At 74.8% G+C, this 19,744-nt stretch carries 16 protein-coding genes; 9 read left to right on the top strand and 7 right to left on the bottom strand.

Going from position 1 to position 19,744, the window contains the following annotated elements:
- The first annotated feature begins 29 nt into the window (after window positions 1-29).
- The gene (locus tag EDD28_RS03080) at window positions 30-593 is read left to right on the top strand and encodes a hypothetical protein (protein WP_123738280.1); all 564 of its coding nucleotides are present in this window, start codon (window positions 30-32) and stop codon (window positions 591-593) included.
- Window positions 594-751: 158 nt separating this feature from the next.
- The gene (locus tag EDD28_RS03075; RefSeq protein WP_123738279.1) at window positions 752-2,149 is read left to right on the top strand and encodes an FAD-dependent oxidoreductase; all 1,398 of its coding nucleotides are present in this window, start codon (window positions 752-754) and stop codon (window positions 2,147-2,149) included.
- Window positions 2,150-2,335: 186 nt separating this feature from the next.
- On the opposite strand, the gene EDD28_RS03070 is transcribed toward EDD28_RS03075, so the two are convergent.
- Entirely contained in the window at window positions 2,336-2,620 is a 285-nt protein-coding gene (locus tag EDD28_RS03070) for a hypothetical protein (RefSeq protein ID WP_123738278.1), read from the bottom strand.
- Window positions 2,621-2,789: 169 nt separating this feature from the next.
- Here EDD28_RS03070 and EDD28_RS03065 point away from each other — a divergent pair, with 169 nt between their 5' ends.
- The 3 genes from EDD28_RS03065 (at window position 2,790) to EDD28_RS03055 (ending at window position 7,191) form a co-directional block, all read left to right on the top strand.
- Window positions 2,790-3,551, top strand: a complete 762-nt coding sequence (locus EDD28_RS03065) for an ABC transporter ATP-binding protein (RefSeq protein WP_211339193.1) — start codon at window positions 2,790-2,792, stop codon at window positions 3,549-3,551.
- Window positions 3,552-3,564: 13 nt separating this feature from the next.
- Window positions 3,565-6,210, top strand: a complete 2,646-nt coding sequence (locus EDD28_RS03060; protein ID WP_123738276.1) for an ABC transporter permease — start codon at window positions 3,565-3,567, stop codon at window positions 6,208-6,210.
- Between the two features lie 288 nt (window positions 6,211-6,498).
- Window positions 6,499-7,191: a hypothetical protein gene (locus tag EDD28_RS03055; RefSeq protein ID WP_123738275.1), complete on the top strand. Its 693-nt coding sequence runs from the start codon at window positions 6,499-6,501 to the stop codon at window positions 7,189-7,191.
- Between the two features lie 190 nt (window positions 7,192-7,381).
- Here the strand turns inward: EDD28_RS03055 and EDD28_RS03050 are convergent, their stop codons facing one another.
- Together EDD28_RS03050 and EDD28_RS03045 are read right to left on the bottom strand one after the other, a co-directional pair.
- Complete coding sequence (locus EDD28_RS03050; protein ID WP_123738274.1) at window positions 7,382-7,993, bottom strand: MBL fold metallo-hydrolase; 612 nt, start codon at window positions 7,991-7,993, stop codon at window positions 7,382-7,384.
- On the bottom strand, window positions 7,990-9,129 hold the full coding sequence (locus EDD28_RS03045; protein ID WP_123738273.1) for an S-(hydroxymethyl)mycothiol dehydrogenase: 1,140 nt from the start codon (window positions 9,127-9,129) through the stop codon (window positions 7,990-7,992). Before EDD28_RS03045 ends, EDD28_RS03050 begins: the two co-directional genes overlap by 4 nt.
- 67 nt (window positions 9,130-9,196) lie before the next feature.
- Here EDD28_RS03045 and EDD28_RS03040 point away from each other — a divergent pair, with 67 nt between their 5' ends.
- From EDD28_RS03040 to EDD28_RS03025, 4 genes are all read left to right on the top strand, one after another.
- The gene (locus EDD28_RS03040; protein ID WP_211339099.1) at window positions 9,197-9,577 is read left to right on the top strand and encodes a MazG-like family protein; all 381 of its coding nucleotides are present in this window, start codon (window positions 9,197-9,199) and stop codon (window positions 9,575-9,577) included.
- Window positions 9,574-10,074, top strand: a complete 501-nt coding sequence (locus EDD28_RS03035) for a hypothetical protein (protein WP_123738271.1) — start codon at window positions 9,574-9,576, stop codon at window positions 10,072-10,074. The genes EDD28_RS03040 and EDD28_RS03035 overlap by 4 nt, the downstream gene beginning before the upstream one ends.
- A gap of 129 nt (window positions 10,075-10,203) precedes the next feature.
- On the top strand, window positions 10,204-11,478 hold the full coding sequence (locus tag EDD28_RS03030; protein ID WP_123739894.1) for an exonuclease SbcCD subunit D: 1,275 nt from the start codon (window positions 10,204-10,206) through the stop codon (window positions 11,476-11,478).
- On the top strand, window positions 11,475-14,783 hold the full coding sequence (locus tag EDD28_RS03025; protein ID WP_123738270.1) for an AAA family ATPase: 3,309 nt from the start codon (window positions 11,475-11,477) through the stop codon (window positions 14,781-14,783). Before EDD28_RS03030 ends, EDD28_RS03025 begins: the two co-directional genes overlap by 4 nt.
- 120 nt (window positions 14,784-14,903) lie before the next feature.
- Here EDD28_RS03025 and EDD28_RS03020 read toward each other — a convergent pair whose 3' ends face one another.
- From EDD28_RS03020 to EDD28_RS03005, 4 genes are read right to left on the bottom strand one after another with little or no spacing between them, the layout of a single operon-like run.
- Entirely contained in the window at window positions 14,904-16,274 is a 1,371-nt protein-coding gene (locus EDD28_RS03020; RefSeq protein WP_211339098.1) for an ADP-ribosylglycohydrolase family protein, read from the bottom strand.
- A 3-nt stretch (window positions 16,275-16,277) separates the two neighbouring features.
- A complete protein-coding gene (locus tag EDD28_RS03015; RefSeq protein ID WP_170169326.1) occupies window positions 16,278-17,528 on the bottom strand; it encodes an ABC transporter ATP-binding protein in 1,251 nt (416 codons plus the stop codon).
- Window positions 17,521-18,552: an ABC transporter ATP-binding protein gene (locus EDD28_RS03010; RefSeq protein ID WP_123738269.1), complete on the bottom strand. Its 1,032-nt coding sequence runs from the start codon at window positions 18,550-18,552 to the stop codon at window positions 17,521-17,523. The genes EDD28_RS03015 and EDD28_RS03010 overlap by 8 nt, the downstream gene beginning before the upstream one ends.
- Window positions 18,549-19,733, bottom strand: a complete 1,185-nt coding sequence (locus EDD28_RS03005) for a LacI family DNA-binding transcriptional regulator (protein ID WP_170169325.1) — start codon at window positions 19,731-19,733, stop codon at window positions 18,549-18,551. The genes EDD28_RS03010 and EDD28_RS03005 overlap by 4 nt, the downstream gene beginning before the upstream one ends.
- Window positions 19,734-19,744 lie beyond the last annotated feature (11 nt).

Below are 19,744 nucleotides of genomic sequence, written 5' to 3'. Positions count from 1 at the left end.
AGAGGACGTCCCGGTTGCTCCGTGCTGCGGTGACCGCGCTGGCTCTGACGGCCGTGGTCTCCTGCTCGGAGCCGTCCGCGACGGTCCTGGATGCCGACGACGTGCCCGAGGCGAGCGAGGTGGTTCACGCGACGGGGGAGCGCGAGGGCTCGGTCGGCTGGGGTTGGTTCCCGGGGTGCGACGACCTGTCCCTGAGCTCGCAGGTCCGGCTCCCGTACGACGCCACCTGGATGAGGCTTCCCGGGTCCGACGGTGTGGACTCGTCGCTGGGCGCGATCCTCGGGGCGCCCTTCACCACGCCGCAGCCGCCCTCGCTGGAGGAAGCGACGGCGGAGCTCGCCGGCGACCTCGAGCTCTGCGGCGAGCACACCACCACCGAGGTGGTGCCGCTCGACGGGCTGGGGACCGAGGCGGTCGGATGGCGGGTCACTCCGCGGGACCGGGACGAGGTGTGGAGCGAGCTCGCCGCCACGATGGTGGGGGATCGCCTCCTCATCGTCCAGGTGAGCACCGCCGAGGACGAGCTGCCGTACTCGATCGAGGACGTGCTCGCGCTCGGGCTGGCGGGCGCGGAGCGGGTCGCCGGGTCGTGAGGGTGGTCGCGGGCCGGCCCGCGACGAGCGGCCGGCGGTGGCGCACATCACCCCGTCGTCGGGGCGATCCGACGTAGACTGCTGAGCGGTCCAGCGCCCGGCATCCGCCGGCCTCGTCGCCCAGTGGCGCGGCCCACCGACTCCTCCGTCTCCCACCGATGAGGTCCGACGTGACTTTCCGTGTTGCCGTGGTCGGTGCCGGTCCTGCCGGCATCTACGCCTCCGACATCCTCTCCCGCGCCCTGCCCGGCACGGAGATCGACCTGTTCGATCGCCTCCCGGCGCCGTACGGCCTCGTGCGCTACGGGGTCGCGCCGGACCACCCGAGGATCAAGGCGATCGTCGGGGCGCTCGACAAGATCCTCGCGCGCGGCGACATCCGCCTGGTCGGCAACGTCGAGATCGGCGACGCCGAGAACGGCCTGTCGGTCGCGGAGCTCGGCCGGTACTACGACGCCGTCGTCCTCGCCACCGGCGCCATCCGCGACGCCGACCTCCCCATCCCCGGGATCGACCTGCCCGGCAGCTTCGGCGCCGCCGACTTCGTCTCCTGGTACGACGCCCACCCCGACTACCCGTCGGCGTGGCCGCTGGAGGCCCGCGAGATCGCGGTCATCGGCGCCGGCAACGTCGCGCTGGACGTGGCCCGGATGCTGGCCAAGCACCCGCGCGACCTCGCCTCGACCGAGATCCCCGAGCAGGTGATGCGCGGGCTGGAGGCCTCGCCGGTCACGGACGTCCACGTGTTCGCGCGCCGCGGGCCGGCCCAGGCGAAGTTCTCGCCGCTGGAGCTGCGCGAGCTGGGCCACGTCCCCGACGTCGACGTGCTCGTCGACCCCGAGGACTTCCAGTTCGACGCGGGCTCGGAGGAGGCGATGGCGTCCTCCAACCAGACGAAGCAGGTCGTCGCGACGCTCATGGACTGGGCCCTGGTCGACCCGAGCGCGTCCACCGCCTCGCGCCGCATCCACCTGCACTTCCTCCACCGCCCCGTCGAGGTGCTGGGCGGCGTGGACGACGACGGCGTGACCCGCGTCGCCGGCCTGCGGACCGAGCGCACCGAGCTGGTCGGGGACGGCACCGCCCGCGGCACCGGCGTCCTCGTCGACACCCCGGTGCAGGCGGTCTACCGCGCCGTGGGGTACTTCGGCTCCCCGGTGCCGGGCGTCCCGTTCGACGACGCCCGCGGCGTCATCCCGAACGCCGGCGGTCGCGTGCTGGACGACGCGGGCCGTCCGGTCCCCGGCCTGTACGCCACCGGCTGGATCAAGCGCGGCCCGGTCGGGCTCATCGGCTCCACCAAGTCGGACGCGCAGGAGACGATCCGCCACCTGAGCGAGGACCTCGCGTCGGGGATCGCGCTGGGCTCGACGCCCCGCTCCGACGAGGACGTGGTCGAGGTGCTCGCGTCGCGCGGGATCCCGGTCGTCACCTGGGAGGGGTGGGAGCTCCTCCAGGCCCACGAGCGCGCGCTCGGCGCCGAGCAGGGGCGCGAGCGGGTCAAGGTGACCACGCGCCAGGAGATGACCGACATCAGCCGCGGCGCCCGGGTCTAGCCGGCGCCGGGTCCGCCGGGGCCGGTCCATCGGGGCCGAGGGCGTCCGCTCTGCGCGGATCCGCGGCGGCGGCTCCCGCCGAGCAGCGGCGTGTCGTCCCAACGCGCCGCGGTTCCCCCGCGGGACGTCCCGGTCGATCCGCACGGAGCGGACCCCCGGACGCGCGCGACCCGGCTCAGCCGTGTGTCACCACTGCCAGCCGCGCGAGGCGAGGTCGAGCTCGAGCGAGACGACGTCGCCCGGGCCGTGGATCTCGTCGTTGGTGCCGACGTGCCGCAGCGACTGCCGCAGCGTCGTCTCGTAGGCGCTCAGCGCGGCGCGCGAGTGGTGCGCGGCCGCGAACCCGCGATGCGTGTCGCAGCGACGCAGCTCGGCGGCGAGTCGGCCGAGGCGCGTCTGGAGCTCGAGCGTGCGCATCGGGTCCAGCGTCGGCGTGCGCCAGCCGCGCAGCAGACCCCACCACTCACCCATGGCAGCTCCTCGGCAGCGAGGGCTCGAACTCGGTCCCTCAAGCGTAGGAAACGGATCGGCCGATGACCAGGGGTCGGCGCCGGTGAACGGTGCCCGGCTCACCCGGCCGGGTGCCGTCCCGCGTGCGAGACTGAGCCGCGTGAGTCCCAAGCACGCGGCGGCCCCCGACCTGCCGCACGGCACCACCCCCAGCGCGACCGGAGAGGTCATCGCGAGCGCGCGTGATCTGCGCAAGGTCTACGGACGCGGCGACACCGAGGTCCGCGCGCTCGACGGCGTCGACGTCGACCTCGAGCGCGGGTCGTTCACGGCGATCATGGGCCCATCGGGCTCGGGCAAGTCGACGCTCATGCACTGCATGGCCGGCCTTGACCGCCCGACGTCGGGCAGCGTCGTCGTCGACGGCGAGGAGATCGCGACCAAGAGCGAGCGGCAGCTGACGCGGCTGCGCCGGACGCGGCTGGGCTTCGTGTTCCAGGCGTTCAACCTCATCCCGACGCTCACCGCGCGGGAGAACATCACCCTGCCGCTCGACATCGCGCGGCGTCCGGTCGACGAGGACTACCTGCGGCTCGTGGTCGACGCCGTCGGTCTCGCCGACCGGCTGGACCACAAGCCGGGCCAGCTCTCCGGCGGTCAGCAGCAGCGGGTCGCCTGCGCGCGAGCGCTCGTCGCGCGGCCGGCCGTCGTGTTCGCCGACGAGCCGACGGGCAACCTCGACTCGACCTCGTCGGGGGAGGTGCTCTCCTTCCTGCGCTCGAGCGTGGAGGAGCTGGGCCAGTCCGTCGTCATGGTGACGCACGACCCCACCGCGGCCTCCTACGCGCACCGCGTGCTGTTCCTCGCGGACGGCCGGCTCGTCGCCGAGCTCGCCGACCCGACACCCGACTCCGTGCTCCAGGCGCTCGCCGGCCTCCGGCGCGCCGGCTGAGGCCGCGCCCACCATGCTCAAGGTCGCCCTGCGCGGGATCCGGGCCCACCTCGTCCGGTTCCTCATGTCGCTGCTGGCCGTCGCCCTCGGCGTCGCGTTCGTGGCGGGGAGCTTCGCGCTGCGCGCGATGCTCTCCGGCACGTTCGACCAGATCGTTGACGCCTCGACGCCGGCCGACGTGTACGTCCGCGTCGCTCCCCAGGGGTCCGGCGACGGCGGCGACCCCGATGCGGCCGACGGCGGGTCCGGTGACGCCGGCGGGTCCGGCATGGCCGCGCTCGCCGGCGCGGCCGCACCCGTCCCGCCCGAGGCGCAGGCCGTCGTCGAGGCCGTCCCGAGCGTCGCCCAGGTGCTGCCGGAGGTCCAGGGCAGCCTCGTGCTCGTCGGGGCCGACGGGACGGCCGTCGCCGCGGCGGGCGGGGCGCCGACCTACGGCCTCGCCTACTACCCGGACGACCCCGCGACGCGGATCGTCGCGGGCCGTGCCCCGACCGGGGACGCCGAGATCGCGCTCGAGAGCGGCGGCCTCGCCGTCTCGGGGCTCGCGGTCGGGGACACCACGACGATCGTCGTCGCCGGCGACGTCCGCGAGGTGACCGTCGTGGGCGAGGTCGCCTACGACACCCCGGCGGCCGGGACGACGCTCGTGCTGTTCCCCGCGGACGTCGCGCTGGCGGCCTTCGGCCCCCTGGGTCCGGCGCAGCTCGCGATCTACGCGGCCGACGACGTCGACCCGGAGACGCTGGCCGCCGACGTCGGGGACGCCCTCGCCAGCGCGCAGGCGGCCGGGACCGTGCCCGCGAGCGACCTCGAGGTCGTGACCGGCGAGCAGCTCCGGCAGGAGAGCAAGGACGCGATCGGCGAGGTCCTCGGGTTCATCACGACGTTCCTGCTCGTCTTCGCCGCGATCGCGCTGTTCGTCGGCGCGTTCATCATCTCCAACACCTTCGCGATGAGCGTGCGCCAGCGGATGAAGGAGTTCGCGATGCTCCGCGCGGTCGGCGCCTCGCCGACACAGGTGTTCGTCTCGATCCTCGTCCAGGCCGCGGTCGTCGGGCTCGTCGGCTCGGCGTTCGGCCTCGCGGGCGGCCTCGCGCTCGTCGAGGGCCTCCAGGCGTTCCTCGCGGCGATGGGGATGGAGCTCGGCGGGTCCGTCCCGGTCGACGCGCCGACCGTCGTCGTCTCCGTCCTCGTCGGCACGGTGGTGAGCGTCGTCGCCGCGGCGGTGCCGGCGCGCCGCGCGGCGCTCGTGCCGCCCGTCGAGGCGATGCGCGAGGAGGTCACGACGACGGACGCCTCGCTCGTCCCGCGCTCCGTCGTCGGCGGGGTGCTCGTCGCGCTCGGGGTCGCGGCCGTCGCGCTGGCGACCGCCGACCCCGGCCGCGCCCAGGTCGGCTGGTGGCTGGGTGCCGGCGCGGGCGGCGTCCTCGTCGGCGTGCTGCTGCTCGCGCCCGTGCTCGTCCGGGCCGCGCTCGGCTGGCTCGCCTGGCCCTTCGCCGTCGCCGTCCGGCCGATGGGCGGTCTCGCCCGCGGGAACGTGACGCGCAACCCGCGCCGGACGGCGAACACGGCCGGTGCGCTCATGATCGGGATGGCGCTCGTCGGCGCGGCCAGCGTCATCGCCACGTCGACGCAGGCGAGCGTCGCCGACATCGTCGCCGAGCAGACGGACGCGGACCTCATCGTCACGTCGGCGTCCGGCGGCGTGCCGGACGGTGTCGCCGACGCGGTCGCGGCCGTGCCCGGCGTCGGCCGCGTCGACGAGGTGAGGTACGCCCAGGCGGAGCTGCGGGACGCGGCCGGAGCCTCGCTGACGGACGGGCCGGGGCCGGGGCTGGTGGTCGCTCTCGGGCCGGGGACGCTCGGCACGACACTGCTCGTCGACGTGGTCGACGGCGATCCCGACGCGGCGCTCGCCGCAGGCGAGGCCGTGGTCAACCGGTCCATCGCGCCCGACCTCGAGGTGGGGGACACCGTCGACGTGGTCGGCGCCACGCGGCTGACGCTGACGGTCGGGGCGGTCATCGACGGCTCGGTGCCCCGCGGCCCCTTGACGGTGAGCCGCGAGGTGCTCGACGAGATCGCGCCGCCGGCGGCGCAGGTGGTCGACTCGCTGTTCGTCCAGGCGGCGGACGACGATCTCGACGCCGACGGGCTCGCCCGGCTCCAGGACGACGTCAAGGCGGCGGTCGTCCCGTTCGTCGTCGTCTCGGTCCTCACGAGCGACGAGTTCGTCTCGCAGCTGTCGAGCCAGGTGGACCAGGTGCTCGCCATCCTCTACGCGCTGCTCGGGCTCTCGATCGTCATCGCGGTGCTCGGAATCGTCAACACCCTGGCGCTGTCCGTCATCGAGCGGACGCGGGAGATCGGGCTGCTGCGCGCGGTCGGGCTCGGCCGGCTCCAGCTCTCGGTGACCATCGTCATCGAGTCGGTGCTCACGGCCGTGTTCGGGACGGCGGTCGGGCTGGTCATCGGGGTCGGGCTCGCCGCGACGCTGCCGACGATCTACGCCGACCAGGGGCTGTCGGAGCTGGCGATCGGGTGGGCCAACCTCGCCCTGATGCTGCTCGTGGCGGTCGTGGTCGGCGTGCTGGCCGCGGTGTGGCCGGCCGTCCGGGCGTCGCGGCTCAAGGTGCTGGACGCCGTCAGCTACGAGTGAGACGCGGGCGCGTCGGTGCCGCCGGACCCCGGGTGGCACGGGCGCCGGGCACCCCTCTCGGAGCCCGGCGGAGTCGATGTCGGGGTGCACGTTGGGTACTACGTCCCTTGTCGGGCGCCGGGCGGTTTCGGTGGTGGCGTCGGACACACGGCCCGCCCGCGCTTCCGGGCCTAAAGTCCCCGGTCCGGTGGCTCGCCGTCTGACACTTTGGTTACCGTTCAACTTAGTTCGTGGCAGCCTGTCACGACCCGGCGGGAAACTTCCCACACACCGAAAGAGAGGAATGCCATGCGCTCGGCATTCGACAAGCTCATCTCCTGGACCGGCTTGGCCCTGGCCCTCGTGCTGCTCGTGGCCGGCGGCCTCCTGACCTGGGCGTCGTCCTTCGTGGACTCCCAGGTCAAGAGCCAGTTCGCCATGCAGGACATCACGATGCCGGTCGACGCGGCCATCGACGCCCAGGTCGAGTCCGGCAGCCTCACGGAGGCGGACGCGGCGGCGCTGCGTCCCTTCGTCGGCACCGAGCTCGACAGCGGCGCCAAGGCCCGCGCCTACGCCGACCACTACATCCTGGCCCACATGAACCACGGCACGACGACGCTCGCCGAGAGCCTGTCCGAGTTCGGCATCGACGCCGAGTCGCTCGAGGGCTGGAAGGAGCCGCTGACGTACGAGGCCGCCGGTACCGTCGCCAAGTCGATCGGTGCGGACGACACGCTGAGCGAGGACGACCAGACGGCCGCCGTCGCCGCGGTCAACACCTTCCGGTCCGAGACGCTCTTCAAGGGCAACACCCTGCGCGGTCTGCTCCTGTACGGGTACGCGTTCGCCACGATCGGTGAGATCGCCGGCATCGCCGCGATCGTCTGCTTCGTCGGCGCCGCCGGGCTCGTCGCCCTCGGTGTCCTCGGCCTGCGCCACGCCGGCAAGGTCGCCGAGAAGGAGAGCGCCGAGCTGTCGGCAGCTGGCGCCTCGGCCTGACGCGACTCGTCGGGTTCCCGGCACCACGCCGAACCACACCACGAGGCCCGGACCTGATGGTCCGGGCCTCGTGCCGTGTCCGGGTGGTCACGGGGCTCGTGGTGGTCACGGGGCCGGCGGTGGCCACCGTAGGACCGGCTGCGGGCGGCGAGGCGGCCCCGGCGTGGCCACGGCGACCGCGATGGCCCCGTCAGCGACCCAGCGCGAGCGCCTCCGCGCCGATCGTCGTCGAGTCGCCGTGCCCGGTGAGGACGAGCGTCCCGTCCGGCAGGGCGAACAGGATGCGGCGGATCGAGTCGACGATGAGGTCCGCGTCGGAGAACGACCGGCCGGTCGCCCCCGGACCGCCGTTGAACAGGGTGTCGCCCGTGAGCACGACGCCGAGGTCCGGCGCGTGCAGGCACACCGCGCCGGGTGTGTGCCCGGGGGTGTGGAGCACCGTCAGCTCCGTCCCCCCGATCGCGATCAGCTGCCCGTCGGCGAGCCCGGCGTCGGGGTCGACGTCGGGGTGGGTGAGCCGCCAGACCGGCTCGTCGGCCGGGTGCAGGAGGATCGGGGCGCCCGTCGCCTCGCGCAGGGCCGGGGCCTGGCGCACGTGGTCGTCGTGCGCGTGCGTGCACACGATGGCGACGACGCGGCGGTCCCCGACGACGGCGAGCACGTCCTCAACGGAGTGCGGGGCGTCGATCACGAGGCACTCGGTGTCGTCGCCCACCACCCAGACGTTGTTCTCGACGTCGAACGTCTCGCCGTCGAGCGAGAACGTGCCCGAGCTCGTGCCGTGGTCGATCCGGGCGGTCATGCCGGGACCCCCGCCCGCTCGCCGTCGTGCTCGCGGTCAAGGACGACGACGCTGCGCAGCACGTCGCCGCCGTGCATCCTCTCGAACGCCGCCTCGACGCCGTCGATGCCCGTGGTCTCCGTGACGAACGCGTCGAGCGGCAGCCGGCCCTGCAGGTAGAGGTCGATGAGCATCGGGAAGTCGCGGCTCGGCAGGCAGTCGCCGTACCACGAGGACGTGAGCGCGCCGCCGCGGCCGAACACGTCGAGCAGCGGGATGTCGGGGATGCGCATCTCCGGCGTCGGCACGCCGACGAGGACGACGGTCCCGGCCAGGTCGCGCGCGTAGAACGCCTGCCGCCAGGTCTCGGGCCGGCCGACCGCGTCGACCACGACGTCGGCGCCGTGGCCGCCGGTCAGCTCGCGGACCGCCTCGACGACGTCGACCTCACGCCCGTCGACGGTGTGCGTCGCGCCCAGCTCGAGCGCCCGGTCCAGCTTCCGCCGGTCGACGTCGACGGCGATGATCGTGCCCGCCCCGGCGAGCCGGGCTCCCACGACGGCCGCCATGCCGACGCCGCCGCAGCCGATGACGGCGATCGAGTCGCCGCGCCCGACGGCGCCCGTGTTGATCGCGGCGCCCAGGCCGGCCATGACGCCGCAGCCGAGCAGGCCGGCGACCTCCGGCGCGGCGGCCGGATCGACCGTCGTGCACTGACCGGCGGCGACCAGCGTGTAGTCGGTGAACGCCCCGATCCCGAGCGCCGGGGAGAGGGCGGTGCCCGCGTCCGGGCCGTCGGCGATCGTCATCCGCTGCGTGGCGTTGTGGGTGGCGAAGCAGTACTGCGGTCGGCCCCTGGCGCACGCGCGGCACTGGCCGCAGACCGCGCGCCAGTTGAGCACGACGTAGTCGCCCGGCGCCACCTGCGTGACGCCGTCGCCCACCTCCTCGACGATCCCGGCCGCCTCGTGCCCCAGGAGGTACGGGAAGTCCTCCCCGATGCCGCCCTCGCGGTAGTGCAGGTCGGTGTGGCAGACCCCGCACGCGAGCACCCGGACGACGGCCTCGCCGGGCCCGGGATCGGGGACCTCGATCGTGACGAGCTCGACGGGCGCGCCCTTGGCCCGGGCGATCACCCCGCGGGAACGACGTGGCATGGTGACTCCTTCGTCGGCGGTGACGGTCGGTCCTGCGACTCTAGCCCGGCGGGGGAGAATGGCCGGCGTGACCCCGACCGAGAAGCTCGTCGCGCTGTCCCGATGGATCGACGCGCCCAACGCGCACCGCGACCCCGAGGCGCAGGCGTGGAGCCGGATCGCCAAGGTGTCGGAGGAGAACGGCGAGGTGGTCGCGGCCTTCATCGGCGCGATCGGCCAGAACCCCCGCAAGGGCGTGACGCACACGCGGGAGGACGTCGTCGAGGAGCTGCTCGACGTGGCCCTCACGGCGCTCGCGGCCGTCGAGCACCTGCGCGGGCACGACGGTGCCGCGCTGGACCTGCTCGACGACAAGCTCGACCGGGTGGCCGCGCGAGCCGGCGTCGTCACCGACCAGCCAGCCGACGCCGCGCGGGCGGCCCGGCCCCGACCCGAGGGAGCAGCATGACCACCGAGCCGCCCACACCGGCCGAGTCCCCGACGCCGACCGAGTCCGAGTCGACGACGCCTGAGCCGACGGGGTTCCCGTCGGCGGAGACCATCGCGAGCATCGACGCCCGGGCGGCCGCGTGGCGCGAGCACCTCGACGACGTCGAGCTCCAGGCCGCGCTCTGGCGCGAGGTGTTCGCGCTGGAGCACTGGTTCTTCGTGCCCCGCGGCACGCCCGAGGCGCCGCAGCCGCTCATGCTGACCCTCTCGGAGGGGCCGGCGATCCTCGCGTTCACCTCGCCCGACCGGGCCCGGGCCGCGGCCCAGGGGCTGGGGCTGCCGGCGGAGGCGACGGACCAGGTGATCTCGGTCCAGCTCCCCGACGCGATCGAGTGGGTCGCGGGCCTCGCGCAGCACGGCGTCCGCGTGGCGGTGTTCGACTACGGCGTCCAGGGGTACCTGGCGCAGCTCGGCAACCTCGTCCCGATCCGCGACTGGCTGGCGGCGCGCGGCTGACGAGTCGGCGCGACGACCCCGTCGCGTCGGGAGGCGGTGCGCCCGCGGGAAGGGTGCGCCGACGCCGTCGTCCACAGGACGCGGCGTCCCTCCCGCTCGATGTCGGCCGGCGCGGATAGCGTGACGGACATGCGGATCCTCCACACCTCCGACTGGCACATCGGGCGGACCTTCCACGGTCACTCGACGGACCAGCACCTCGAGCTGGTGCTGACTGCCCTGGCTGAGTCGGTGCGGGAGCTGGCGGTCGACGTCGTGGTCGTGGCGGGGGACGTGTTCGACCACTCGGCGCCGAAGGCCGACGCCTTCGCGCTGCTCAACCGGGCCGTCGGGCGGCTGCGTGAGGCCGGGGCCGTCGTCGTCCTCACCTCCGGCAACCACGACGGGCCGGCGCGGCTCGGTCACCTCGCCGAGTTCGCCGCCCGCGGCGGCGTGCACGTGCGGACCTCGCTGGCGTCGCTCGGCGAGCCGGTGATGATCGACGCGACGGGTGCGGATGGTGCGGCCGATGGCGACGCGGGGCCGGTCGCGTTCTACGGGCTGCCCTACCTGCACCCGGCGCTGCTGGCGGCCGAGCACCCCGAGTTCACGGGGACGACGCACGCGGAGGCGCTCGACTTCGCGATGGGCCTGGTGCGCGCCGACCACGAGTTGCGGGGCGGCCGGTGGGTGGTCGCCGCCCACTGCTTCGCGCAGAACCTGGCGGCGGACGAGGACGCCGGCCGCGACGCGCGGACGAGCGACGCCGCGGAGCCGGTGCGCGAGACGCGCGAGGACGGCGGGCTCACGGAGGAGCGGGACATCACGCGGGGCGGTCTCGACCTCGTCCCCGTCTCGGTGTTCGACGGGCCGGACTACGTCGCGCTCGGGCACATCCACGGCCGGACGACGTTCTCACCCCGCGTGCGCTACTCGGGCGCGCCGCTGCGGTTCTCCTTCGGCGAGCGGGACAAGCCGCGCGGGGCGTGGCTCGTCGAGCTCGGGGAGCCCGGTGGTGGCGACGACGGCCGGGCGGCGCTCACGGTCGAGTGGCTCGACCTCCCGGTGCCGCGCGAGGTGGCGCGCCTGCGGGGCACGCTCGCCGAGCTGCTCGCCCCCGGGGCGCACGAGGACGCCCGGGACGCCTGGGTCGAGGTCGTCCTGACCGATGACGTGCTGCCGCACGAGGCCATGCGCAGTCTCCGCGAGCGGTACCCCTACGCCGTCACGCTGGCTCACCGTCCAACCCACGCGTCCCGGCCGGAGGCCCGCAGCTACGCCGAGCGGGTGCGCGGCCGCTCCGAGACCGAGCTGGTGGAGGAGTTCCTCGTCTTCGTGCGGGGCGGGGCCGGGTCGAGCGCCGCGGAGCGCGAGGTGCTCGCCGAGGCGATCGCGCTGCGGGATGCGACGGAGGCCGCCCGATGAGGATCCTCGGGCTCGAGATCGAGGGGTTCGGGCCCTATCGCGAGCGGCAGACGATCGACTTCCGCGCGTTCGAGCGCGCCGGGCTGTTCGCCATCACGGGTCGGACGGGAGCCGGCAAGTCGACCGTGCTCGACGCGGTGCTGTTCGCGCTGTTCGACGCGGTGCCGCGCTACGAGGGCGCCGAGCGGAGCGTGCGGAGCGACTTCGCCCGCCCCGAGGACCCGACGCGGGTCCGGCTCGACTTCGAGGTCCGGGGCGAGCGCTACCGGGTGACCCGGACGCCCGCCTACCTGCGACCGAAGCGACGCGGGACGGGAACGACCGAGGAGAAGGCGACGGCCCTGCTCGAGGTCTGGGAGCCGCGAGGGTCCGTGGGACCGGGACCGGGACCGGCGGCCGAGGGGCCGGTGGGCGAGGGGTCCGCCGGCGGGTCGATCGGTGACGGGGGTGGGCGGGCAGCTGACCGCGGCACCTGGCGCGCGCTCGACGTGCAGCCGCGCGAGGTCGGGCCCCGGGTCAGCGCGATCCTCGGGCTGGACGCCGCCCAGTTCCGCCAGGTGATCCTGCTGGCCCAGGCGCGGTTCGCCGAGTTCCTCCACACCGACACCAAGACGCGGCGCGGCGTGCTGCGGACGCTCTTCGACACCGGCCGGTACGAGCACCTCGAACGAACGGTCCGGGACCTCGCGCGCGCCGCGGAGCGGGAGGTCGCGGACGTCGACCGGGCGCTCGCGGCGCTGCTGGACCAGGCGGTCGAGCTCGCTGCGACGCCGGAGCTGGTCGGGGCCGGGGTCGGCGTGGCCGGTGCGTCGCCCGACGGCGCCGGGCAGCTCGGAGGCGCCGGGTCGTTCGACGGCGCCGGGCCCTCGGACGACGCCGGGCTGTTCGAGGGCACCGGACTGCTCGGTGGTCCCGGCTCGCTCGACGACGCCGAGCGGTCGGGCGGCGCCGAGGCGAGCGTCGGCCAGGGACCGCCCGTCCGGGGCGAGGAGGAGACCTGGTTCCGCGTGCACGCCGAGGCCCTGGCCGGTCTGGCCGAGCGGGCCCGAACCGTCGAGGAGGCGGCCGAGGCCGCGGCCCGGCGGGCCGCGTCGACCTGGGAGCGCGCGCGGGGCGAGGAGGCGGCACGGGAGCGTCGCCGGCTGGCCGAGGCGCACCTGGCGGGGCTCGAGTCGCGTCGCGAGCGGGCCGAGGAGGACCGGGCGCGGCTCGCGGCCGCCCGTCGCGCGGCGCCGATCGACACGGCCGCCGCCAGCCTGCGCCGCGCCGAGTCGGCGGCCTCGGCCGCGCGCACCGTGGCCGAGGCCGCCGCGCGAGCGGTCGCGGACCTCGACGGCGGGCGCGCGCTGCCCCCGTCGTTCGCCGCGCTCGCCGGCGACGCCGACCACCTGGCCGCCGCCTCGGCCGCCGACCTGAGAGAGGTCGCGGCGCAGCTCGCCGCGGTGTCGGGCGAGCTGCGCACGGCGCTCGCGGCCGAGACCGAGCTTCCCGGGCTCGTCGGGGCGGTCGGGACGGCCGAGACGGAGCTGCGGCGCTCCGTCGATCGCCGGGTGGAGCTCGCGGAGCGGCGCGCGGCCGCGCCGGCCGAGACCGCGCGGCTTCTCGCCGTGCTCACCGAGCACGAGGGGGTCGCCGCCGGGATCGAGGAGCGGATCGGCGCACACGCGTCCGCCCGGGACCGGGTCGCGGCGCACGCGGAGGTCGAGCGGCTGACCGTCGCCCTCGCCGCCGCCCGGACCGCGGAGGCCGAGGCCTCGGCCTCCGCCCTCGCCGCGCGGGCCCGGCACGACGCGCTGCTGCGCGCGCGCCTCCAGCAGTCGGCCGCCGTGCTCGCCCGGGAGCTCGCGGCCGACGAGCCGTGCCCGGTCTGCGGGTCGGTCGAGCATCCGGCACCCGCCGTCGCGTCGTCCGACGACGTGACGGACGAGGCGGTCGACGCGGCCGCGCTCGCCGCCCACGAGGCCCTCGGTGCGCTCGGCGCCGCCACGGAGAAGGCCGCCGCCACGGCGACGGCCCTGGCCGGGGCGACCGCGTCGGCGGAGGGCACCCTCGCCGAGGCGAGGGCCGAGCTGGAGCTGGCGAGCGCGGAGCTGGAGCGTGCTCGCACGGCCAGGGTCGAGGCCGTCGAGGCACGTGCGGCGCTCGAGCGGCACCGCACCCAGGTCGAGACCGACCGCGAGGCGATGGCGGAGCTGGACGTCGAGATCACCCGTCTGACGTCCGAGCACGCCGCAGCGGTCGCGGAGGTCGCCCGCGTCACCTCGCTCGTCGACGCCGCCCGCGGTGAGGCCGAGTCGGTCGCGGCGCTCGCTCGCGTCCTCGGGGCCGCGCGGGAGGCGACGACGGCGCTCGCCGCCGCCCGCGAGGCCGAGGCCGCCCGGAGCCGGGAGGCGGAGCAGCGCCGGACGGAGCTGACCGAGGCGGTCGCGATCTCCGGGTTCGACTCGGTGGACGAGGCCCTGGCGGCCGCCCTGCCCCGCGCCGAGCTGGAGAACCTCGAGGTCGAGGTGGCCGAGTTCGACCGCGCGCTGGCGGCGGCCCGGGGCAAGCTGGACGAGGCGAGCGCGGTCGCGGTCCCCGACGAGCCGGCGGACCTGGCGGGGCTCGAGACCGCCAGCCGCGACGCCGCGGCGGCCCGGGCCGACGCGGCCCGGGCGGCGACGCTCGCCGAGGCCGACCGCGCCCGGTTCGAGGCGCTGCGCGCGGCCTACGCGGAGACGGCCGCGGGATCGCGGGCGACGCGGGAGCGGGCCGACGTCGTGCGGGCGCTCGCGGCGACGCTCGAGGGCGGCGGCGGGAACACGCGGCGGATCCGGCTGGAGTCGTTCGTGCTGGCGGCGCGCCTGGAGTCGATCGTGGCCGCGGCCAACCGCCGCCTGCTCGCCATGACGAGCGGTCAGTACGCGCTCGAGGTGGACGACGGGCACCAGTACCGCAACGTCGAGTCGGGGCTCGGGCTGCGGGTCGCCGACGCCCACACGGGCGTCTCCCGCTCGACGGCGTCGCTCTCGGGGGGCGAGACCTTCCTCGCCTCGCTCGCGCTGGCGCTGGGCCTGGCGGAGACCGTCGCGGCCGAGGCCGGCGGCATCCAGCTCGACACGCTGTTCATCGACGAGGGGTTCGGCGCCCTCGACGCCGACACGCTCGAGATCGCGATGGCGACGCTGGAGGATCTGCGCTCGGGCGGGCGCGTCGTCGGGCTCATCTCGCACGTCGAGGCGATGAAGGACGACATCCCGGCTCAGCTCCGCGTCACCCGGCTCCCGGACCGCTCCTCGCGCGTCGAGGTCGTCGCGCCGGCCTGACCCGGGCCGCGGCGGTCCGTCGACGCAGGGCCGGCGCGCTGCTGCCGCTCGGACCGCGTCGGCGGGCGGCGACGGGCGGGCGGGCGCGACCCGAGCGGCGACGGGCCGCTCGGGGACGGGCTACTCGGGGACCAGGGCGAGCGTGCGCTCGGCGAGGTCGGAGATCCGCGACCCGTCGTAGCCGTGCACGGCGCTGGAGATCCGGTCCTCCAGCGGGTCGACCAGGTGCGCCGGCAGCGCCTCGACCCCGTGCAGGGCCCCGAGCACCGAGCCGACGGTCGCGGCCGAGGAGTCGGTGTCGAGCCCCGCCTGGACGGTGAGCCCGAGGCTGCGCGCCACGTCGTCCTCGCCCCACAGCAGTCCGGCCGCGATCGCCACGACGTTGCCGAGCGTGTGCACCCACGAGTGGTCGGCGAACGCCGCGTCGAGCCAGGCCATCGCCTCGTCCCACGTGGCGCCCGACGCGTGGAGCCGGATCGTCTCGCCGAGGGCGGCGTCCAGCCGCGACCCCGCCGGCACCCAGGCGCGCGAGCGGAGCACGGCGTCGCGCGTGTCGTCGGCGACGAACGCGCCGGCGATGAGGGCGGCCGCCCACAGCTCGCCGTAGACCCCGTTCGCGGTGTGGGACAGCGACGCGTCGGCGTAGGCCATCCGGACGGCACCGAGCGGGTCGCCCGGGTTGACGTACCCGAACAGGTCGGCGCGGATGAGGGCCCCGATCCACTCCCGATAGGGGTTGTCGCGGGTCCCGGCCTGCGCCACCGGCAGCCCGGAGACCAGGTTGCGGTACGTGACCCGCTCGGCCGTGCAGACCTGGAGGAACGGGAGCAGCGTGAGCCACGCGTCCGCCACGTCGTCCCGGGTGAACGCGCGCCCCCTCGTCTCCACGAGGTGCAGCGCGAGGATCGTGTAGTCCATGTCGTCGTCGCGGGGCATCCCGTGCACCCGGCCGCGCGTCGCGACGGTCCACCACGGGTTCTGCCACGGGACGGGGGTGGGGTCCAGCAGGGGGACGTAGTCGGTCAGCGGCCAGGCGTCGGCGGCGCGCAGGTAGGCGCGGATGTCCGCCGTCGTCATGCCCTCGACGGGCTTGCCGAGGCAGCACCCAGCCGACCGCGCCAGCCACGCCCCGTGGATCCGGGACCGCAGGCGTCCGCGGTCGAGGCCGCGACCCGCACCCGTCGCCCCGGGCACGTTTCCGCCCGACGCGACGGACGCGTTCCCGCCCGACGCCCCGGGCGCACCCGCACCCGTCGCGCCGGGCATGGCCGCGAGGATGTCGTCGAGCTCCTCGGGCTCGCGGTAGGGCCAGTCGGCCCGGCGCGGGACGCGCCCGAGGTCGGGCAGCAGCGCCAGGAGCCCCGCCCGGTCCCCGGCCGCCGCGGCGGAGCGCACGGCATCGCGCAGCGGCGGCGGAACGTCGTACCCGGAGGTGAGGAGCTGGTCGAGCTCGTCGGGGACCGTGTCGCACGGGTCCATCACGTCGTGCACGGACTACTGCTCCCCCTGCTGCCAGAGCTGCTCCTGCACCCGCTCCTCGAGCGCCTCGCGCTCGGCGCGGGCCTCGTCGACCGCCTGCTCGGCGGCCACGGCCTCGACCGCCTCGTCCTCGACGACGTCGGCAACGGCCGCCAGCGAGGACGCCCGCTCGAGCAGCGCGGCCTCGGCGGGATCGAGCGGCGGTGCGACGGGGCCGGCGAGCTCCAGCTCGTCGGCGAAGTGGCACGCGGCGAGGTGCCCCGGCGCGACCTCGCGCAGCACCGGCGCCTTCTCCGCGCAGACGTCCTGGGCGTACGGGCAGCGCGGGTGGAAGTAGCAGCCGGACGGCGGCGACGCCGGGTTGGCCACCTCGCCCTTGAGCACGATCGTCGGACGCGACCGCTCCTCGTCGGGGACGGGCGCCGCCGAGAGCAGGGCCTCCGTGTACGGGTGGCGCGGCCGCGCGAACAGGTCCGTCGTCGGCGCCGACTCCACGACCTGCCCCACGTACATGACCGCGACGCGGTGCGCGAGGTGCTCGACGACCGCGAGGTCGTGCGTGATGAACAGGTAGGACAGGTCGAGGTCGCGCTGCAGGTCCTTGAGCAGGTTGAGGATCTGCGCCTGGATGCTCACGTCGAGCGCGGAGACGGCCTCGTCGCACACGATGAGGCTGGGCCGGCAGGCGAGCGAGCGGGCGATCCCGATCCGCTGGCGCTGTCCGCCGGAGAACGCGTTCGGGTAGCGGGTGAGGTGGCGCTCGCCGAGCCCGACCAGCTCCAGCGTCTCCAGCACCCGGGCGCGCAGCTCCGGCCCGCGCAGGCCGAGGTTGTTGACCAGCGGCTCGCCGACGATCTCCTCGACCGTCATCCGCGGGTTCAGCGAGGAGTACGGGTCCTGGAAGATCATGTGGAAGCTGCGGCGCGCGCGCTTGAGGTCGCCGGGGCTCGCGGCCGTCACGTCGACGAGCTCGCCGCGGTCGTCGCGGATCAGGACGGTGCCCGTCGTCGGCTCGATCGCCCGGACGATGACCCGCCCGAGGGTCGTCTTGCCCGAGCCCGACTCACCGACGATCCCGAGCGTCTCGCCCTTGCGGAGAGTGAGCGTCACGTCGTCGACGGCGTGCACGACGCCGCGCGACCCGCCCCACATCCCGCCGCGGATCGGGAAGTCCTTGCTCACGTGCTGCACGGCGAGGACGAGGTCCTGCGCGATCTCGTCGACGAGATCCTCCACCGTCGCGGTCGACGTCCGGGACTCAGACATTGCTCCACTCGCTCTCTTCCTCGACGGCGTCCGAGTACAGGAAGCACCGGACGGCGTGCTGGGCGCCCTCGTCGTCGGTCACGGTCGTCATGGCCGGGACGGCCACGTCGCACACACCCTCGATGGCCTGCTGGCAGCGGCTGTAGAAGCCGCACTGCGGCCGCAGCCCGATCGGGATGGGGACCGAGCCCTCGATGATCTCGAGCCGGTCGACGGGGTGGCCGGGCTTGGGCACCGAGCGCAGGAGCTTCTGCGTGTACGGGTGCCGCGGGTTCGCGAACAGCTCCTTGGTCGGGGCCGACTCCACGACCCGGCCGAGGTACATGACGTAGACCCGGTCGACGTGCTCGGCCACCACGCCGAGGTTGTGCGTGATGTAGAGGACCGACATGTGCTCCTCGGCCTGGAGGTCCTTGAGGAGCTGGAGGATCTGCGCCTGGATCGTCACGTCCAGCGCCGTCGTCGGCTCGTCGGCGATGAGCAGGGCCGGCCCGCAGGCGAGCGCCATCGCGATCATGGCGCGCTGGCGCATGCCGCCGGAGAACTCGTGCGGGTACTGGTCGAACCGCTGCTCGGGGTTGGAGATCCCGACGCGGCGCATGAGGTCGACGACGCGCTCCTCGATCTCGTCGTCGTCCAGGTCGGTGTGCTGCTGCAGCATCTCGCCGATCTGCGACCCGATCGTGTGGACGGGGGAGAAGCTCGCCATCGGCTCCTGGAAGATCATCGCGACCTCGTTGCCGCGGATGTCGCGCAGCTCGTCCGAGTCCGGCTCGAGCGCGAAGACGTCCCGCCGCGTCCCGTCCTTGAGCCGGACGACGGCGGTGCCGTCGACGATGTCGCCCGGATCCTGGATGAGCCGCAGGAGCGAGTGGGCCATCGTCGACTTCCCGCACCCCGACTCGCCGATGACGCCGACGGTCTCGCGCTCGCCGATCGTCAGGTCGACCCCGTCGACGGCCTTGACCACCCCCTCGTCGACGAAGAAGTAGGTGCGCAGATCCTTCACGTCGAGCAGGCTCATGACGTGACCTCCAGGGGGACTCGTTCGCGTGGTGCTGGGGCGTCGATCGGTGACCCGACCGGGTGCTGGACGCGAGCTCGGGGCCGGCTGCTGGGCGCGGCGACGGACTGACGGATGACGGGCTCGCAGGCGATCTCGGTCACGTGGGAGCCGGTCGCCCCGCTCGTCGTGCTCGCGACGACCCGCGTGCCACCCGCGGCACCGGTCGCGGCCCCGGCCGTCCCGCCTGCGCCGGCCGCGGCTCCGCCCTTCCCCGCGCGCTCGGGGGCGAGGAGGAGGTCGACCGCGGCCAGCCCCATCTCGTAGTACGGCAGGCTGACGGTCGTCATCGCGGGGACGGCGTGCTCCGAGAACTCGGTGTGGTTGTCGTACCCGACCACCGAGAGGTCCTCCGGGATGCGCAGCCCGCGCTGGTAGGCGGCGTAGTAGGCGCCGACGGCCATCCGGTCGCTGGCGCACATGATCGCCGTCGGCGGGTCGGCGCGGTCCAGCAGCGCCATGGCGTGGCGGTAGCCGCTGTCGGTCTCGTAGGTGCCGGAGCGCACGAGGGTGCGGTCGTACTCCAGGCCCGCCTCGCGCAGGGCGTCGCGGTAGCCGAGCCGGCGCTCGCCCGCGGCCCAGGTCGTGCGCAGACCGTTGATGAAGCCGATCCGGGTGTGACCGGCGTCGATCAGGACCTTGGCGGCACTGCGGGCGCCGGCTCGCTCGCCCGGCAGGACCGTGCGGTAGCCGTCGCCCGAGAAGCAGTTGAGCAGGACGAGCGGCATGGCGGCGAACTCGCTCGGCACCGTGACCTCGTGCGTGTACGCGGTCGTGACGATGACCGCGTCGAACTGGCGCGCCAGCACCATCTCGACGGCGTGCGCGGCGAGCTCGGCGTTGTCGTCGGTCGTCATCGTCGTGACGAGGTAGCCGCCGGCCCAGGCGCGCTCCTGGACGCCGCGGATCGTGGAGTTGGCGAACGGGACGGCCGTGAGGTGGTCGGTGAGCACGGCGATCGAGTGCGACCGCTGCGTGCGCAGACCCCTGGCCTGCAGGTTGGGCCGGTAGTCGAGCATGCGAACGGCCTCGAGGACCCGGTCGCGGGTCGCCTGCGTCAGTGTCTTCGCCTTGGGGTCGTCGTTCACCACGAACGAGACCGTCGCGATCGAGACCTCCGCGAGCCGAGCGACCTGTGCCATGGTCGCTCGGT

The organism is Salana multivorans (assembly GCF_003751805.1).
In the GTDB taxonomy this organism is placed as follows: domain Bacteria; phylum Actinomycetota; class Actinomycetes; order Actinomycetales; family Beutenbergiaceae; genus Salana; species Salana multivorans.
The sequence above is the reverse complement of the archived record's forward strand: the minus strand, read 5'-3'. Positions and strand labels throughout refer to the sequence as shown.

What these genes read in the sequence shown, in the direction of transcription:
- EDD28_RS03035 (WP_123738271.1), top strand. Translation starts at nt 9,574, where the DNA reads ATGACCACCGAGCCGCCCACACCGGCCGAGTCCCCGACGCCGACCGAG.
- EDD28_RS03025 (WP_123738270.1), top strand. Translation starts at nt 11,475, where the DNA reads ATGAGGATCCTCGGGCTCGAGATCGAGGGGTTCGGGCCCTATCGCGAG.
- EDD28_RS03055 (WP_123738275.1), top strand. Translation starts at nt 6,499, where the DNA reads ATGCGCTCGGCATTCGACAAGCTCATCTCCTGGACCGGCTTGGCCCTG.
- EDD28_RS03010 (WP_123738269.1), bottom strand. Translation starts at nt 18,552, where the DNA reads ATGAGCCTGCTCGACGTGAAGGATCTGCGCACCTACTTCTTCGTCGAC.
- EDD28_RS03015 (WP_170169326.1), bottom strand. Translation starts at nt 17,528, where the DNA reads ATGTCTGAGTCCCGGACGTCGACCGCGACGGTGGAGGATCTCGTCGAC.
- EDD28_RS03045 (WP_123738273.1), bottom strand. Translation starts at nt 9,129, where the DNA reads ATGCCACGTCGTTCCCGCGGGGTGATCGCCCGGGCCAAGGGCGCGCCC.
- EDD28_RS03005 (WP_170169325.1), bottom strand. Translation starts at nt 19,733, where the DNA reads ATGGCACAGGTCGCTCGGCTCGCGGAGGTCTCGATCGCGACGGTCTCG.
- EDD28_RS03070 (WP_123738278.1), bottom strand. Translation starts at nt 2,620, where the DNA reads ATGGGTGAGTGGTGGGGTCTGCTGCGCGGCTGGCGCACGCCGACGCTG.
- EDD28_RS03050 (WP_123738274.1), bottom strand. Translation starts at nt 7,993, where the DNA reads ATGACCGCCCGGATCGACCACGGCACGAGCTCGGGCACGTTCTCGCTC.
- EDD28_RS03030 (WP_123739894.1), top strand. Translation starts at nt 10,204, where the DNA reads ATGCGGATCCTCCACACCTCCGACTGGCACATCGGGCGGACCTTCCAC.
- EDD28_RS03075 (WP_123738279.1), top strand. Translation starts at nt 752, where the DNA reads ATGAGGTCCGACGTGACTTTCCGTGTTGCCGTGGTCGGTGCCGGTCCT.
- EDD28_RS03060 (WP_123738276.1), top strand. Translation starts at nt 3,565, where the DNA reads ATGCTCAAGGTCGCCCTGCGCGGGATCCGGGCCCACCTCGTCCGGTTC.